This is a genomic window from Myxococcota bacterium (genome assembly GCA_040387835.1).
In the GTDB taxonomy this organism is placed as follows: domain Bacteria; phylum Myxococcota; class UBA727; order UBA727; family JABDBI01; genus JAZKCZ01.
The window spans coordinates 902,462-918,882 of sequence record JAZKCZ010000002.1 but is presented as its reverse complement, the minus strand read 5'-3'; the positions used below and the strand labels follow the sequence as shown (position 1 = coordinate 918,882).

The 16,421-nt window shown below is 48.5% G+C and carries 19 protein-coding genes; 8 read left to right on the top strand and 11 right to left on the bottom strand.

Features of this window, described 5'->3' with window-relative positions; translation table 11 throughout:
• The first annotated feature begins 21 nt into the window (after positions 1-21).
• The gene (locus V4534_07215) at positions 22-642 is read left to right on the top strand and encodes a phosphoribosyltransferase family protein (protein MES2504649.1); all 621 of its coding nucleotides are present in this window, start codon (positions 22-24) and stop codon (positions 640-642) included.
• Entirely contained in the window at positions 639-1,040 is a 402-nt protein-coding gene (locus V4534_07210; GenBank protein MES2504648.1) for a DUF4399 domain-containing protein, read from the top strand. The genes V4534_07215 and V4534_07210 overlap by 4 nt, the downstream gene beginning before the upstream one ends.
• 47 nt (positions 1,041-1,087) lie before the next feature.
• Here V4534_07210 and V4534_07205 read toward each other — a convergent pair whose 3' ends face one another.
• The 4 genes from V4534_07205 to V4534_07190 are packed head-to-tail and all read right to left on the bottom strand — an operon-like array spanning position 1,088 to position 3,712.
• A complete protein-coding gene (locus tag V4534_07205; GenBank protein ID MES2504647.1) occupies positions 1,088-2,611 on the bottom strand; it encodes a VacB/RNase II family 3'-5' exoribonuclease in 1,524 nt (507 codons plus the stop codon).
• Positions 2,612-2,623: 12 nt separating this feature from the next.
• A complete protein-coding gene (locus tag V4534_07200; protein ID MES2504646.1) occupies positions 2,624-3,109 on the bottom strand; it encodes a hypothetical protein in 486 nt (161 codons plus the stop codon).
• Positions 3,090-3,473: a PIN domain-containing protein gene (locus tag V4534_07195; GenBank protein ID MES2504645.1), complete on the bottom strand. Its 384-nt coding sequence runs from the start codon at positions 3,471-3,473 to the stop codon at positions 3,090-3,092. The genes V4534_07200 and V4534_07195 overlap by 20 nt, the downstream gene beginning before the upstream one ends.
• Positions 3,470-3,712: a type II toxin-antitoxin system Phd/YefM family antitoxin gene (locus tag V4534_07190; protein ID MES2504644.1), complete on the bottom strand. Its 243-nt coding sequence runs from the start codon at positions 3,710-3,712 to the stop codon at positions 3,470-3,472. The genes V4534_07195 and V4534_07190 overlap by 4 nt, the downstream gene beginning before the upstream one ends.
• 86 nt (positions 3,713-3,798) lie before the next feature.
• Here V4534_07190 and V4534_07185 point away from each other — a divergent pair, with 86 nt between their 5' ends.
• Both V4534_07185 and V4534_07180 read left to right on the top strand, forming a co-directional pair.
• Positions 3,799-4,923, top strand: a complete 1,125-nt coding sequence (locus V4534_07185) for a DUF1343 domain-containing protein (GenBank protein ID MES2504643.1) — start codon at positions 3,799-3,801, stop codon at positions 4,921-4,923.
• A 51-nt stretch (positions 4,924-4,974) separates the two neighbouring features.
• Complete coding sequence (locus V4534_07180; protein MES2504642.1) at positions 4,975-5,934, top strand: hypothetical protein; 960 nt, start codon at positions 4,975-4,977, stop codon at positions 5,932-5,934.
• Here the strand turns inward: V4534_07180 and V4534_07175 are convergent.
• The 3 genes from V4534_07175 to V4534_07165 are packed head-to-tail and all read right to left on the bottom strand — an operon-like array spanning position 5,920 to position 8,319.
• Positions 5,920-6,612, bottom strand: coding sequence for a hypothetical protein (locus V4534_07175; protein MES2504641.1), 693 nt, complete (start codon positions 6,610-6,612; stop codon positions 5,920-5,922). The genes V4534_07180 and V4534_07175 overlap by 15 nt on opposite strands.
• A complete protein-coding gene (locus V4534_07170) occupies positions 6,609-7,514 on the bottom strand; it encodes a hypothetical protein (protein MES2504640.1) in 906 nt (301 codons plus the stop codon). Before V4534_07170 ends, V4534_07175 begins: the two co-directional genes overlap by 4 nt.
• Position 7,515: 1 nt before the next feature.
• The gene (locus tag V4534_07165) at positions 7,516-8,319 is read right to left on the bottom strand and encodes a hypothetical protein (GenBank protein ID MES2504639.1); all 804 of its coding nucleotides are present in this window, start codon (positions 8,317-8,319) and stop codon (positions 7,516-7,518) included.
• A gap of 195 nt (positions 8,320-8,514) precedes the next feature.
• Here V4534_07165 and V4534_07160 point away from each other — a divergent pair, with 195 nt between their 5' ends.
• Positions 8,515-8,784, top strand: a complete 270-nt coding sequence (locus V4534_07160; protein ID MES2504638.1) for a hypothetical protein — start codon at positions 8,515-8,517, stop codon at positions 8,782-8,784.
• Here V4534_07160 and rimO read toward each other — a convergent pair.
• The gene (gene rimO / locus V4534_07155; protein ID MES2504637.1) at positions 8,777-10,123 is read right to left on the bottom strand and encodes a 30S ribosomal protein S12 methylthiotransferase RimO; all 1,347 of its coding nucleotides are present in this window, start codon (positions 10,121-10,123) and stop codon (positions 8,777-8,779) included. The genes V4534_07160 and rimO overlap by 8 nt on opposite strands.
• Positions 10,124-10,250: 127 nt before the next feature.
• Between rimO and V4534_07150 the strand changes: the two genes are divergently transcribed.
• The gene (locus V4534_07150) at positions 10,251-11,573 is read left to right on the top strand and encodes an ATP-binding protein (GenBank protein ID MES2504636.1); all 1,323 of its coding nucleotides are present in this window, start codon (positions 10,251-10,253) and stop codon (positions 11,571-11,573) included.
• A 44-nt stretch (positions 11,574-11,617) separates the two neighbouring features.
• Here V4534_07150 and V4534_07145 read toward each other — a convergent pair whose 3' ends face one another.
• Complete coding sequence (locus tag V4534_07145; protein ID MES2504635.1) at positions 11,618-13,228, bottom strand: S1 RNA-binding domain-containing protein; 1,611 nt, start codon at positions 13,226-13,228, stop codon at positions 11,618-11,620.
• Positions 13,229-13,247: 19 nt separating this feature from the next.
• On the opposite strand from V4534_07145, the gene mutY reads away from it, so the two are divergent.
• Positions 13,248-14,786 carry an A/G-specific adenine glycosylase gene (gene mutY, locus V4534_07140; GenBank protein ID MES2504634.1) on the top strand — a complete coding sequence of 513 codons (1,539 nt, stop codon included), beginning with the start codon at positions 13,248-13,250 and terminating at the stop codon, positions 14,784-14,786.
• Positions 14,783-15,118: a hypothetical protein gene (locus V4534_07135; GenBank protein MES2504633.1), complete on the top strand. Its 336-nt coding sequence runs from the start codon at positions 14,783-14,785 to the stop codon at positions 15,116-15,118. Before mutY ends, V4534_07135 begins: the two co-directional genes overlap by 4 nt.
• Here V4534_07135 and V4534_07130 read toward each other — a convergent pair.
• Together V4534_07130 and V4534_07125 are read right to left on the bottom strand one after the other, a co-directional pair.
• On the bottom strand, positions 15,065-15,427 hold the full coding sequence (locus V4534_07130) for a RidA family protein (GenBank protein ID MES2504632.1): 363 nt from the start codon (positions 15,425-15,427) through the stop codon (positions 15,065-15,067). The genes V4534_07135 and V4534_07130 overlap by 54 nt on opposite strands.
• The gene (locus tag V4534_07125) at positions 15,424-16,413 is read right to left on the bottom strand and encodes an NAD(P)-dependent alcohol dehydrogenase (protein ID MES2504631.1); all 990 of its coding nucleotides are present in this window, start codon (positions 16,411-16,413) and stop codon (positions 15,424-15,426) included. The genes V4534_07130 and V4534_07125 overlap by 4 nt, the downstream gene beginning before the upstream one ends.
• Positions 16,414-16,421 lie beyond the last annotated feature (8 nt).

Here is a 16,421-nt window from a genome sequence, read left to right as displayed (position 1 = left end):
GACTTAGGACCTATACCATAGGTGAATGAAAGCTTCGAAAAATTCCTAAACGCGCTATGGCCTCAAAAATGTCTGGCCTGTGATCAGTTGGTAAATTTAGAAACCTTTTGCCAGTTTTGCGAAGCATCGATCAGGCCAGCGGATGCAGCGGCCGTCTTCATGTTTAGCGGCGCGATCAGGACCGCTATCCAGCAAGCAAAATTTATGCCCAACGAGAGCAAAGCCAGGCGACTCATCGCCTATGCCTCACAACACACGGCATCTGAATACGCGAGCCTGGAAGGCATTGTCTTCGTACCCATCCATTGGCGCAGGCGTATTCACCGCGGGTTCGACTTATCTGCTCTATTCGCCATCATGCTCAGCAAGCAACTTGGAATCCCTGTGCGCGATTGGCTGAGAAACATCAGATTCGACAAAGCTTTAACTTTGGCGAAATCCCGCGAGGAGCGGATTAAATTAACACAGGGCAGATACGCATTGAGACGCCGTCGTTCATCAAGCCGAGTTCTCTTGGTCGATGACGTCACCACCACAGGCGCAACGCTAGAGGCAGCAAAAAGTGCCTTGACCGCTGCCGGCCATGAGGTCCATTGCTACACGCTTGCCAAAACACCGGCGCGCGGTAAAGTCGATACATGAAATATGCCCTACTCGCTCTGTTAATACTCGCTGGCTGCAACAAGACACCTAAAGAAGGCGTCTACTTTACCAACCTGGGAAATAACGTCAAAGTGCCAGCAACTTTTTTGGTTAAGTTTGGGGTCTCTGGCATGGAGCTAAAACCAGCGGGTCAAGACATTGAAAACCAGCACGCGGGACATCATCATCTATTAATAGACAACACAGCGGGCGAAATCCCCGCAGGTGAGATTGTCCCAATGGATGACAAAAACATTCATTATGGCAAGGCTCAGACCGAAAGCGTTCTAGAACTCTCGCCCGGTAAACACACGCTAACCCTGCAATTCGGCGATGGCGCTCATCGCTCCTATGGCAAGAAGATGGCGCACACGATCACGGTTTTTGTAGGGAAATAGCATCCGGGGCTGGATCCCGGCTCAAGGCCGGGATGACGTAGGAAGGGTTAGAGTAACTTAAAGTCAATCAGCCTGCGCACCAAATTCACATTCGCCACTTCAACCAATACTTTGTCTCCCACTTTAACGGTGGCCCAGCGTTGGGTTGGGATATTGGAGATGTGAACCAAGCCTTCGATATGGTGAAGGTTCAACCGCACAAAGAAGCCGAAATCGGTTTTGGTGGTGATAACGCCTCTATGCTGCTCGCCGATCTTATCCTTCATGAACCAACAGGCATGCAGCGCATGGATTTGGCGTTCCAAATCGGTGGCCTTGCGCTCTTGGCTGCTGCAATGCATCGCTACTTCTTCTAGATCTCGCTTGCTCTTTTGTTTAGCCCAGTGCTCTTTCAAGACCCTGTGGACCATCAAGTCAGGGTAACGCCTGATGGGGGATGTGAAGTGCAGATAGCTTTTAGATGCCAGCCCGTAATGCCCAGCATTTTTGGAACTATATCTGGCTTGCATCATCGATCTCAGCAAGGCGCTGTCTAAGCTTGCTTTGGCGGGATGTTCCTTGAAGCTGGCGATGAGGCCTGCCAATGCGGCGGGGCTCTCGCCGGCCTTCATCAGGGCGCGTTGGCCTTCAGGCGTCAGGGCGCCTAGGCTTTGAGCGAGCTCAGAGAAGGCTTTGAGCTTTTCGGAGTTTGGTGGCTCGTGGATACGGAAAATAGTTGCGATGCCTTTTTCTTCTAAATATCCGGCAACCGCTTCATTGGCTGCGATCATCAAATCTTCGATAAGACGATGCGCTTCCAACCTTTCAGACGGGGCGATGGATATTGGTTCGCCTTTCTTGTTCAGCGCTACGACAGCTTCCACAGCATCAAAATCGATCGAGCCGCGTTTGGCGCGCGCTTTTCGCAGGGCCAAGGCAGCTTTTTGTAGCACCTTAATGCTTTCAACCACCGGCACAGGGATCTTGTCGATCTTCTTGAAGCTGGAATCGATCAGCTTTTGAACCCCGGTGTAGGTTAGCCTGGCCTGGCTTTTCATCACGGCTTGTCCGACGCGAACGTCCTTAACTAAACCGGCAGGCGTGACGATAAATTCTGCTGTCATGCAAAGTCTAGGCACTTTAGGCTTGAGCGAACATAGGCCGTTAGACAGCGCTTCTGGAATCATCGGGATGCAATGACCAGGGTAGTAAATACTCGTGGCACGTTTGATCGCATCGATGTCGATTGGCGAGCGTTCGGTTACATAGTGAGCAACGTCTGCGATGGCGACCAATACTTCAAAATTTCGGCCGTTCTTTTTAGCATAAACCGCGTCATCGAAATCTTTTGCGGTCTCACCATCGATAGTGCACAGGGGCAGAGATTTCAGATTGGTGCGGTTTTTTTGCTCTTTAGGACTCGGGTTATCGCGGAATTGCTTAGCCATCTCGGTGGCTTTTTGGGAGAATTCCGTCTCGACATGGCTGTCCCTGATAAGAAAATTAATTTCTGTTCTTAAATCGTTTCGTGGCTCAAATTTTTCATTCTTTTGATGGCGCCCATGCCACTGTTGGCGCTTTATTTTACTCATAACTACTTCTTTTTATATTCGAACTAAGCCGGAAAGCCCACAGACTTTTGCCTGATGAATTAAGTCTGGCTCCATTTCTGAGCTGAAATATCCCTGTGCGTACACTGGGATTGACACTTTGCCGACCAGCCAACAGGCGCTTGCTAGCCAAGCGTGGTTAGGTTGTTTCTGGGTCTGGGTACTGCGGCGGTATTTTAGTACGGGAAAATCTGCCGTACCCGCGCTGACAATAATAAACGCCGCACCTGCTTTTTCGAAGGCTTGAGCGATCAAGATGCCGTCGGTCGGGTCAAGGCCGCCAGGGCAGAGTTCTTCGACGGTCAAAGCAATGCCGCGAGTTCGACCGGGCTCCCACGCTTCGAGCAGGGCCTCTATCCGGGAATCCACATCCGGCAAATCCGAAGTTCTAGGCGATGCCATCTTTGCCAACGGCCCATCTTCATCAATCGACAAAAAAGGCTCAGGGAAATCTTGGCGGTTATAAATTCCAAACTGCATGTTCATAATTATCTAAAATCAAACGGTCTTTAGTCAATAACGGCAATCCATCTACCGCAGCTTGCGCTGTGATGATTCGATCAAATGGATCTCTCGTCCAATGTTGCTTCGCCGCTTTGGCTGCAACAATTTTAAATGGCAAGCTACATACTTCAAGAGCAATATCGTCGGCAAGATGATTCAGCAATTCCGTAGGATTCAAATCCATCTTTTTGAGTTCGAACAAATATTCAAGTTCCAGCTGGACCATGGGCGAAATCAGAATCCTTTCACTCGTCTCGATCAGTTTCCTGACCTTCGCAGGAATTTGTTCGGTCCAAGCCTCATGCAGCATCACAACCACATGGGTATCTAAATAGATCATAAGACTGGCCGCCATTCTGAAGACCAATCAATGTGAACGATACTTTCCAAGTCCTCTTCAGACATAATAGGCTCTCGTTTAAGTCGGCTGGCTTTAAGGCGTTCAAGTTTCGAGGGTCTCGTTTTCGCGACAACTTCTAACACCGTTCCTTTGCGTTCAATTTCCAAAGGCAGACCAGTTTCTATAACCTGGTCAATCAAGCGATAAACATCTTCCCTAAATTTGGACACACTCACCATATACTCACTATAACACAACGGACGTACGAGTTCAAATTCAATACGTACGTCTTGTATTGCTCAATAGATAAGGGTAAAAATACCGCATGCCCAATACGCTTACTGGCCTAGACATCCTAGTCAACGAGAAATTCGCCCGCCTTAAAGGCCTTCGAATTGGTTTGCTTGCCCATCCGGCCAGCATCGATTCTAAGCTGGTTCATATTTTGCACCGGTGCTTGGAGCATAAGATTGAAGTAAAGCGCCTATTTGGCGCTGAACACGGCTTTTGGGGCAATGCTCAGGACATGGAAAGTGTCAGCGATTCAGTTGACGCTAAAACAGGCATTCCGGTCACCAGCCTCTATGGCCAGACCAGAGACAGCTTACTTTTAAATCCTGATTATCTGAAAGACGTCGATGTTTTAGTTTGCGATTTGCAGGACATCGGCTCTCGCTATTATACCTTTGCATATACGATCGCCTTTGCGCTGAAAGCTTGCGAGCAGGCAGGCATCAAATGCATGGTTCTCGATAGACCAAATCCTTTGGGCGGGATCCAAAAAGAAGGCAACCTCGTTCGGCCTGAGTTTGTATCATTCGTTGGTGAATATCCTTTGCAAAATCGCCATGGTTTGACTTTGGGCGAGCTTGCTCGTTTTTTCAAAACGCATGACCAGCTTAGCTGCGAACTCGAAGTTGTTGAAATGCAAAACTGGTCTCGGGAAATGTATTTCGAAGATACCGGCCTTCCTTGGGTGCTACCTTCTCCGAACATGCCGACGCCGGATACGGCCCTTGTGTATCCGGGGGGGTGTTTGTTTGAGGGGACTAACTTATCTGAAGGTCGCGGCACGACTAGGCCGTTTGAACTTGTCGGTGGGGCTTATATTAAAGATCCGGAGCATTTTGCAGAACTAGCCATGAGCTGCGATTTGCCGGGGGCTTTTTTAAGGCCTTGCTGGTTTACACCGATTTTTCATAAGCACGCACATCAACTTTGCGGTGGTTTGCAAATTCATGTGACTAACAAGCATCAGTTTAACGCGTTTAAAACAGGCGTCGCGATTATTTGGGCGGCGCGGCAATTTGAAGGTTTTGCCTGGCGGACCGAATCTTATGAATTTGTGTCGGATAGGCTCGCGATCGATTTGCTGTTTGGCTGTGATAAGCCCAGAATTGCTATGGATCGAGAGGCTTCGTTCGAAGAAGTTTATCAAGTGGCCATATGAACTGCCTTGAAAGTCGCATAATCTTAGAGCACACACTCAAAGATTATTCTCATGAGCCACTATCTTACCGTCGTCGCAACATTCATTTTGTCTCTCGGTAGCGCATGCAAGTTATGTGACCGGCCAACTCACGATGAAGCGGTTCAGTGTCTAAGCAGCATGCATGCAAGGGACATCTCGCAGCTTGTCGGGCAGCAAAAAATATATATTTCTCTCTCTACCTCGCCAAAACGCTTGGGCAGAATCCTGCCTGCTCTGAGAACGCTCGATTTGACCCATGTGGAGAAAATCTATCTGGCGCTGCCGAAACTTTACCGAAACCAAGAAGCTTATGGTGAGATCCCTCAAACGCTGAAGGACTTTCCCAAATTAGAAATCATCGCCCAGGATCAAGACGACCTTGGACCTATCATGAAGATGTTACCCGCTGTGGAGCTCGTAGGAAAACTAGACCAAAACGCGCTGGTTATCGCTGTGGATGATGACATCGGTTTTCCGGGCGGCGCCATCAACGAGCTGATTTATTACGCGATTCTCCACCCAAACGCGGTCATCAGCGGTTGGGGCAACTACGCCGAAACATTTGGTATATTGCCTTCGGAATGGCCGAGCCAAGGCAAAGCCACCAAAGCACCTTTTTGTGGCTCGAGAGAGCTCAGCTATTGCGATACCGTCGAAGGCTGGCGCGGCATTGTCTACCGGCCGCGGCTGGTTAACACCAAACGCTTGCGCGAGGTTGCGCAACTTAGCAAAGCTTGCCGCACCTCAGATGATTTGGTGGTTAGCCATGTCTTGGCAGAAAGCGGTATCGAAAAAATTCGCGTCGTAAATCATTTTTATCCAGACATTCATCGCTTTGAAGCCTCAGAAGATGATGGCGCGCTGCATAAAATAAACCTGAACATACCCGGCTGGTCACCAAGGCCTTCCATCGATGCCAAATTCAGTGGGACCACGAATAGCGAACGCTACCAACGATGCGTCTTAGACATCCGCTTACAAGTCAAATAAAACGCCTAAAGTTAAACCAACTCTAAATGTTTGAAATACCGACTCGGAACCAGTGAAATTAGTCAGCGCAGGTTGAACTTCAAGGACCCAAAAAGTGCTGTCGGTCGCGGCAATGGCTGTACCAATGGCAAATTGAAGCCCAATGCCGCTCTTCCAAAGTGCGTCACCTGCGTTGGCAGTTTTACCCAAATCAACCGCCGGGTAGAAGTAAACTTGAGTGCTTTCTCTCACAACCCCACCAAACACAACGCCCAAAGTGATGGGAAAAGCGCTGCCATAATTGACCGAGCGCGGCAGATAGCCGATGCCACTGTAGACATAGCCAATCTGTGTCTGCACACCCACAAACATCTGCTCATGAATCGGGCGGATATATCTGAAAAGAAAATCAAACCCCAAGATACCGCTTGCCTTTTCGCCTCCTAAAAGGCCACCGTGCACTCCAAAACCAGCATCAAAGCCATCCCAAAGCTTAAAAACCATTCCGGAATCGATTTCTCCGCTAGGCGTTGACATAAAGTTGGCGTTCACGTGCACTCTGGAGTCTTGGTCCAGACGCAGAACCAGTGGTGAAAATCGGGTAGACGTCGCTGTGTCGAGTGTAGGATAATACCCCAAAGACTGAGCAGAAGCGCTCAGTGCGATTAACAACGCAAATGCAATAAGTTTCACCATCATAACAACAACTCCTTCAAAGCTTTGGCACAGGCTTTATAGCGCTCGTTATTACTGTAGCAAGAATCCCCAGAACATCCAGCGCCTGAATGTAATGAATCATTTAAAAACCCATAAGGAAGCTGCTTCACACCCGGGATAAAAGCGTTTTTAATTGTCGCACGAGGAACACGACCTCTAGCCAGTACCCAGCTTATCACCAAATCATCCGAAGTTTTACAAACGCCTTTAAGACCGGCCTGACTGGCTTGTTTCATCAGCGCCACGTCAATCAACCCAACAGGATAAGCGATACCCCCAAACCCTTCCACAATGTTAACCAAAGGTTTTGGCATCGTTGATTCCGGCCAATGCTCACCCGGTATTTGGAAAAAATCACTTGTTTGTCCCGACAATGCAGCGACTCCATTAATTTGCGTACTTAATTTCAGTAGTTGAGCAATCATGCCCTTCGCATAAACGGTGTCGTCATCGATGGTAATAACCCTTGCCTGAGGATCCCCAAGCTTTAAAACTTCTTCGACAGCTGGGATCAGCTTCATAATCGGACCGGCATCCCGCTCACGCCAAATAATTTTCAACTTGGGGAAACTTCGTACATCTTCTGGTATAGTATAGCTTTCTTGATTTTTGTATTTCGCCGGCAGCGCCAAAAACACAGTATCAACATGGGTCAAATCAAGACTTTTAAGAACCCAATGCAGCTTACTAATTCGTTGCGGTGAAGTTGTTAGAGAGACATAAACTTTGTGGTCTCGTAAATACCCTGACAGCTGGGTATTTGGTGAAATGTCCTCGACTGGATAACTGGCCATGCATTTAAGAATTTCCGAATTATCCGCTTTGTCCCAACAAGGGTCACACGCGATAATCCCCAGCAGCAACAACAGCGACATGCGCAACATATCATTCCCTCACTGAGCCTGGTATCCACTTCACAAGCGTTTTGGCACAATCTTGATAGCGACTGTCATTCGAGGCAATGGCGTGTAGAGCGTCACTCTTGAGGCCGAACTGAAAGGGGCGCCCACCGGGGATATAGACATTTTTTATCATCGACCGAGGCACCCTGGACTCAGCCAACACCCAACTAATTACCAGATCATCAGAAGTCTTACAGTTTTTGCTAACCTGACTTAGCTGAATCATTCGAGCGGTGTCTACCTGGCCAACGGGATAAGCCACTCCGGCATATCCCTCGATTAAATTAACGGAAGGTGCCAAAGCAAAAGATTCAACCCATTCTTGCTTGCTCAACCCAAAATGGCCCGCAGAATAGCCATTAGAAGCCACCACCCCACCGCGCAAGACGCTACCCTTGATGAGCTGGCCGAAAGTTCCCTTGGCATGTGCCACGTCATCGTCAATCGTGAGAACCAAAGCCTTAGGATCTCCTAACGACAAAACATATTCGACAGCAGGTACGAGCTTCATAATCGGGCCCAGATCGTGCGCCCGCCGCTCAAGAATCTTAAGTTTTGGCAAAGAAGAGACAGCTTCAGGGATAACGTATTCTTCCTGATTTTTGTATTTCGCAGGCAACGCTAATAAGACGGCTTCGATGTGCGTTAGATCTAATCCTTGAAGCACCAACGGCAACTTAGCTAGGCGCTGAGGGGATGTTGTTAACGAGAGGTAAACTTTATGATTATCGAGATAGGTTCTGACCTGAAGGTTTTGGCGAATATCCTCAACTGGATACTTTGCCATGCACTGTAAAACTTCTGCATCATCTCGCTTATCCCAACAAGGGAAACAGCTCATCAAAAAAAGCAGGCAGAGACTAAAGTACTTCCCCAGATAAATCATAATCGTGTGCGCTCTCTATCCGAACGCGCACAGTTTCACCAGGTGTTAACCGCCAAAATACTGCTCCTAGAAATATTGCACGTCAGGAGCCACGCAATGAGAAACTGTTTCCTTCTTTTCTTTCTATGCTTTTTAACTTTTGCAGGACCTTCGCCAGCAACCACCACGACTGAAGATGTTCGCGGTGCTGCTAGCGTTGCGACCCTACTCACCATCAGTGGAGGGGTAGGCTATGCAGTCGCAAGTCTAGCCGGTCTCTCCAAAGGCGCAACGGTAGCAATGGTTGTTGGCGCTGCCTCGATTCCAGTCGCGGGGATGCTCGCTACTGCCAGCATGGCTCTACTCATGTTTTCACGCTTTAAATAACTTCTGCTGACAAGTCATAATCGTGCGCGCTTTCTATGCGAACGCGGACGATTTCGCCGGGTGTTAATGATCTTTCAGAAGACAGATAAGTCACACCATCGATATCCGGCGCTTGCGACCAAAGCCGGCCTTTGACCAACAACGGGTGTTCATCAGAGGGACCTTCAACAATCGCCTCATACTCCTGACCGATCATCGACTTAAGCTTGGCCTTATGAATCTTGCGTTGCAAACGCATTAACTTGTCATAGCGGGCTTGCTTTATCTTTGCAGGGACGCGGCTATCCAGATCGTAGGCGGCTGTGCCTTCTTCATCGGAGTATTTAAACACACCCAAGCGCTCGAACTTGATCGCTTCGGCGAAATCCATCAATTTCTGGAAATCTTCTTCGTCTTCGCCAGGAAAGCCGACCATGACGGTCGAGCGTAATACCAAGTTCGGCACCGCTTCGCGAAGCTTCAGCAAAAGTTCCGTCAGCTTGCCTTGGTCTTTGCCGCGGCGCATGCGTCTTAAGATTTTATCCGAGCCGTGCTGCACCGGAATGTCCAAATAAGGCAGAATGTTGCCACCGGACGCGAGAGCTTCCATCAAATCCGTGCTCAAGCTGCGCGGGTAAGCATACATGCAACGCACCCACTTGATGCCATCTACCGCGCGCAAAGCCGTGAGCAGCTCTGCAAGTTTCGGCCTGCCAGGCAAATCATGACCGTAAGCGGTTAGATCCTGAGCGATTAAGCTGATTTCCACCACCCCTTGTTCAGCCAGCCTGTGGGCTTCTTTAACCAAATCCTCAACCGTCCGGCTACGTTGCTTGCCACGCAATTTAGGGATAATGCAAAACGCGCACGCGTTGTCGCAACCTTCAGAAATCTTTAGATAAGCCGTATATTTCGGCATCGAATTGACGCGAGGCAGATCGTAATTAGCTAGGTATTGAAGCTCATGGCTGACTAAGTTGCGCTTAATTTGCACCAAAGAAGTATTGCCAGCAGCCGGCTTTTGCAGTGCGCTGCTAATTTGCGTAAAGTCAGCCGTGCCCAAAAAGTGGTCCACTTCAGGCATCTCTTTTTCAAGCTCGCCCGCATAGCGCTGAGCTAAACAGCCGGTAACGACCAATTTTTGACCATACTTTTTCTTAATCTCAGCCATTTCTAAGATGGCATCGATGGACTCTTTCTTAGCTTCGCCAATAAAAGAGCACGTATTCACAATAATGGTGTCGGATTTCTCAGGGCTATCAACCAACTGATGGCCTTCGCTTAAAGCCAGACCCAACATATGCTCAGCATCTACCCGATTCTTGGGACAACCCAATGATATAAAATGTAATTGACTCACAAAACTTTTTTAACTGGGTGCAAACTACCTGTCTATTGGGTCTGCAACCCAAGTTCACCATGGATTTCAGCCAATCAACGGTTGAAATAACCTTGTATTTTGGCCAATGATTGGCTAAAATACAAGGATGCAGCGAAAAATACAAGTCGAACTCTCAGACTGGAAAACAAAACCCAACAGGATGCCGCTCCTTTTAAGAGGTGCGCGGCAGGTCGGGAAAACTTTTATTGTTGAAGAGCTGGGCAGAAAGTATTTTGAATCATCAATAACGATTAACTTTGAACTAGAGCCAAAGAATATCAAGGCTTTTGAATCGTTGCATCCTGAAGAAATCATTGCTCGGTTAGACCTGATCAACCGGACGCGCATTGTTCCAGGCAAAACGTTACTTTTTCTAGATGAAATTCAGCAGTGTCCCCAGGCAATTGTAGCGCTGCGGTATTTTAAGGAAAAAATGCCTGAACTGCATGTCATTGGTGCCGGCTCTTTGCTCGAATTCGTTCTGCATCAAGAATCGTTTTCGTTCCCGGTAGGGCGGATTCAGCCTATTTATTTAAAGCCCATGTCTTTCGAGGAATTTCTGTTAAACACGGGCGAAAGTCAGAGCCTGGAATTCATAAAAGAAGCAACTCTTAACAAGCCACCGGACCAATTTCTTCACGAGCACCTACTACAACTGGTTCGACGCTATTTCTTACTCGGGGGCATGCCGGCGGTTTTAAATACCTATACGCAAGAAAATTCTTGGCTCGAATGCGCACGTATTCAAAGTGGATTACTTCAAACCTACCGTTCAGATTTCGGAAAATATTCAACCAAAGCCCAGCATATTCATTTAGAAAAACTATTTGAAAAAGCACCTGGCACAGTGGGAGAGCAGGTCAAATATACAAGCATCGATCCCGATACGCGTTCGCGGGAAATTAAAACTGCAATCCAACAACTGGAATGGTCTGGACTATTGACTAAAATCAGAGCCACTGCTGCTTCGGGAATGCCATTGGAAGCCCAAGTTAAAGAAAACCTATTTAAGTTACTTTTTCTAGATATCGGGCTTCTGCAAAATGCTAATCAAATCAACCCATCAGCCATTTTTGAACAAGACCTACTGCAAATCAATCAAGGCGCTTTAGCCGAACAATTCGTAGGACAAGAGCTGCTCGCTTACACAGATTGCTATCAGGATTCAAAGCTATACTTCTGGCAACGCGAAGAGAAAAGCAGCCAAGCCGAAGTCGATTACGTAATCAATCTAGATGCAAATGTTATACCGATTGAAGTGAAGGCAGGAAAAACCGGTCGGCTTAAATCTCTCAGGCAGTTCATGGATGCCAAAAAATCTCCATTCGGCATAAAAATCTCTACTGATGGATTAGCGTTCGAAAAGGATATTATCAGCCTGCCATTTTACCTAATAGGCCAGCTACAAAGAATCTGCCGGCAAATATAGAAATACACTGGATCCCGGGTCTGCGCCCGGGATGACAAGCAATTTTACTGCTTTAACAAATCGCCCAAAGTGGCGCGGCCGCTGGAGGACGATTGTTTCTTTAGGTAGCTGTCATAGTCTTCGCGAGCTTCATGGTCTGCTCTCGCTTTGACGCTGATGTTAATTTTATGCTGGATTGGATCGCAAACGGTGATTTCAATGCCAATGGTTTGGCCTTGTTTCGGGACTGCATCACCGAATTCTCTGGCGGAGCAGAATGCGGTTAGGCCGGGCTCTAGCTCAGCTTCGAAACCGTTTGGCACCACACGCTTAATCATCACTTCATGGCGTGTGCCGCGGGCAAAGCGGGTTTTCCAGGCCATCCATGGATCTGAGGTGACCCGTTTGATGGAGCAGGATATTCTTTGGCGTTTGGGGTCGATGTCCAAAACGGCAACATCGACTTCTTGGCCTTCTTTGAAAAGCTCGCTTGGGTGGTCAACGTGCTTGGTCCATGACAACTCGCCGATATGCACTAAGCCGGTGATGTTTTCATCCAGCTGCACAAACAAGCCATATTCTTTCACGCCAACGATGGTCGCTTTAACGACCGTGCCCACTGGGAACTTCTCCGCCAGTTTTTGCATCGGGTTTTCTTCGCCCGCTTTGATTGAAAGAGAGATCCTGTGGCCGTTCTTGTCCAACCTAAGAACCCGAGCTTTAACTTCATCACCGATCTTATAATAGGAAGATGGGTGCTTCGGTCTGTTCCAGGTAATTTCGCTGCTATGTACCAAGCCTTCAACGCCTGTGCCTAGGTGCAAGAAGATGCCGAAATCAGAGAATGCGACCACTGTTCCTGTGACGTCCATGCCGACTTGGTATTCTTCTTCAATTTGGCCCCAAGGGTCTTTTTTAAGCTGTTTTAGGCCAACTTTGACTTTTCGGGCTTTCTTGTCGATTTCTAAAATCTTAACTTGTAGCTGCTGACCAAGCTTTACTTTCTCAGACTCAACCGGATGGTGCTCGAATGACATGTCGGACACGTGCAAGAGTGCATCGACGCCGCCTAAATCAACGAATGCCCCGTAGGCGACCAAGTTTTTGACGACGCCTGGCACAACATCACCGACGTTGGCATTTTCCCAGAAGCCTTTTTCATGCTCACGTTTCTCTTTTTGCAAAACGGAGCGCCGGCTGACAATAATATTGCCTTCCGCAGGCTCAAAATCTTTAATTTTAAACCAGTAAATCTGCCGATCGCTAAACTCAGGTGACATTTTAGGGTCAAGACCTGCATGAGAAAACGGCAAAAAGCCTCGAAGCCCTAAACCGCGTTCAGCTTCTTCTCGGCTATTGACCAGCAAAGTGACCGCAAAGCCGCCTTTGATCGCGCCGATAACAAAGCCTGGGACTTGCTCTTTTTTGTCAAAAGCTTCTGCGGCCTTCGTAATTTCGTTTAATTCAAGTGCTTTAAAAACAGATGCCGTTGGGTGTCTGGGGTTTTCCAAATAGACTTCAATGGTCTCGCCCAATGGTTCATTGACGAAGATAAGTTCTTCTTTTGGTAGCACGGCCTTGATATCGCCCAGCTGCAAATGCAAGCCGTTTTCTTCTGAGCTGAGGATGGTCGCTTGGTGAACTGCATTCCAAACAGACGTTTTTTGTGATTCCATGCGGCTTTGATTATCTCATATGACTTTTTTTGACAACTTCCACGAACAAGACATCTTATTAAAAAGATGGTTCAAGGCGCATCAGCGTGATTTGCCATGGCGCGTAAACCGAACGCCCTATCGCGTCTGGCTGTCAGAGATCATGCTGCAGCAGACCCAGGTGGCGACGGTGATCGACTATTATCTTCGATTTACCCACCGATTTCCTACCGTTCAAGATCTAGCGACCGCTTCAGAAGATGAAGTCTTATCTCTATGGTCTGGACTTGGCTATTATTCAAGAGCACGCAACCTGCATCGCGCGGCCAAGCTGGTCTACAGCGAGTATTCAGGCGTATTTCCTTCGGATTATAAAACTTTACAGACCCTGCCAGGCGTGGGCTCATACACCGCCGGCGCCATCATGGCGTTTGCACTCGATAAGCCAGCGCCGGTGGTTGATGGCAATATTGCCAGGGTATTATCTCGCCTATTAAACGACCGCACCCGCTGGGGCGATGGTCCAGGCAAAAAGCATTTTGAAAGCTTAAGTTTGAGCTTTGCCGAGAAAGCGAGAAGCCCTTTGCTTTGGCAAGAAGGGTTGATGGAGCTTGGCGCAACGGTTTGCAAGCCTTCAAGACCTGACTGCGCGTCATGTCCATTTCAAAGCAGCTGTTTGGCACGTCAACACAATACCATTGAACAGCTGCCAGTTTTGATGAAAAAGCCTGAGAAAACCAGACTCGATGTTTATTGCGAGCTCATTTATAACAACGATCATATTTGGCTGGAAAAAAATCAAAGCACCGGCCTATTTAAAGGTCTTTATGCTCCACCGCTGTGCGAGCCATTTGAGAGCACGTTAACCGTGAAGCGCACCCTCACTCACAGAAATCTTCACCTCCATGCTAAACTGATTCCAATGGACATTGCTGAACGACCTTCAGCCCATTGGATTAAGCGCAGTGCTTTGAATCAAATCGGCTTATCAACCGCGGTGAAAACCTTGCTGCAAAAGGCGGCCCTGCTCAGTATTTTGCTGACCAGCGCTTGTTCAGTGAAAGGCCCGTCCATTAGATACCTCACGCGCATTGAGCAAACATTGCCAGGCAGGCAGGATCCGGTTGTGTATGCCAAGCAACTCGTTGGCAAATCCCACGCCAAACTCGGTGGCAAAGATTACCGCGCCGACTGCTCCGGTACCGTTCGAGCGATCTACGATGCAGGTGGTATTTGGCTTGGGAACGCCTCCAGCACGGACGATATGTACCGCTATGTGCAAAAAAACGGGCAATTAGACACTAGAGCGCCAAAGCCCAAGGATCTGATTTTCTTCAATGCAGGCGATAGCAAAGAGCTCGCGCATATCGGGTTTGTGGAAGAAGTGCTGCCTGATGGCACCGTCCTGTTTATACATCATATCAGCGGCATGATCGTGCGCTCGCGCATGAATCTCAAAAGTCCTAATCTGCAAACCGACCCCCAAAGCGGGGCGCGGCTTAATCATATTTTGCGCCGCGGTAAGCGGAAGGGTTACACTGCGGGACAACTGTTTGTTGCTTTCGGGAGAATGCCTTGATTCATTTTGTGGCGGCTTTGTATGTTTCGGCTTTTGCCTTGATGCTGATTCCGTTTATTACCCAGAAAACGGGGTTTGAAACTTTGGATGCGCTGGAGTTTTGTGAAGCGCATCTGGGGATTATTTTAAGTCTGTTTATTTTCTCGATGAGGCCGAGCTGGCCAACTGCGCTGATAGCGCTGCTCGCTATTGGCGTGAGGGCTTTGCCGAGGCAAAAACCGGGTCAGATGTTAAAAAAGAGTTTGGTTTTGCTTTGCGTCTGCGCGTTTTGGCTACAGCTAAGCGCCTTGAGAGGCGATCGCCTCGATTTCTACCAGCACATCTTTGGGTAGTCTCGCGACCTGGATCGTCGATCTGGCTGGCGGATCTTCTTTGAAGAAAGTCGCGTAGACTTCGTTCATGGTTTGGAAATCATTCATGTCTTTTAAAAAAACGGTGGTTTTGACCACGTGATGATAACCCATGCCCGCGGCATCTAAAATGGCGCCTAAGTTTTTCAACAACTGCTGGGTTTGCTCAGCCACCGTCTCATGGGTCAAGTCGATTTGGCCGGATACGAATAACAAATCGCCGGCTTTAATTGCTTGAGAGTACGGGCCCAAGGCAGCTGGGGCACTTTGGGTCTTTATTACTTTCTTCATAATTTAATCACCACTTTGCCCATATGCTGAGCGGACTCTAAGTATTTGAATGCTTCTACAGACTGTTCAAAGGGGAAAACACGATCAATCACCGGGTGAATTTTATGCAGATTAAACGCATTGTTCATCGCGCGGAAATCCTCCCGACTGCCGACGAAAATGCCCTGAAGGCGCACGTTGCGCATAAAAATGGGGACGAGGTCGATTTCCGTTTTGCCACCGCCTAAGCGGCCGATGAGGTTAATTTGTCCGCCTGGACGGATTGCCTTGATAGATTGCGCCAGCGTGGCAGCGCCACCGAGTTCCAATATCAAATCGACCTGCACGCCCCTCGACCATTCGGGCGTTGTTTTATAGTTAATGCACGCATCTGCACCTAGCTCTTTGGCCTTGGCGAGCTTGTCGTCTGAACTTGAGATAATAGTGACATGGGCGCCTTCCAGCTTGGCGAGCTGAAGGGCGAAGAGAGAAACGCCGCCGGTACCTTGAAGCAGAACACGCTCGCCAGGCTTCATGGTGTAGTCGACAAAAAGAGAGCGCCAAGCGGTTAATGCCGCGCAAGGCAGTGCAGCCGCTTCCTCAAAACTGAGATGTTCAGGGATTTTAACCAAACCGCTTTCGGGAAATAGGCGTTTCTCACACAGCATGCCGTTTAAGGGGCCACCTAAAGTGGTTTTGGTGAAGGCTTTTAATGGATGACCAGATAGCCATTCTTGGACTACAATACCGGCCACTCTATCGCCAACTTGGAATTCGGTAACTTCGCTACCGATGGCAATCACTTCACCTGCGCCGTCTGAGAGTGGTATCAGCGGCAGCGGCTGCTTAGGGTTGTACTCCCCCTTAGCCATCATCAGGTCTCGAAAATTGAGCGATGCGGCTTTAATTTGGACCAGCACTTCGGTGGGTTTTACGGGCGGCGGCGCAGGCAAATCGACTAATTTAAGCCCATCAAGCCCAAATGTTTGAATCTCAAAAGCTCTCATGAGAAACC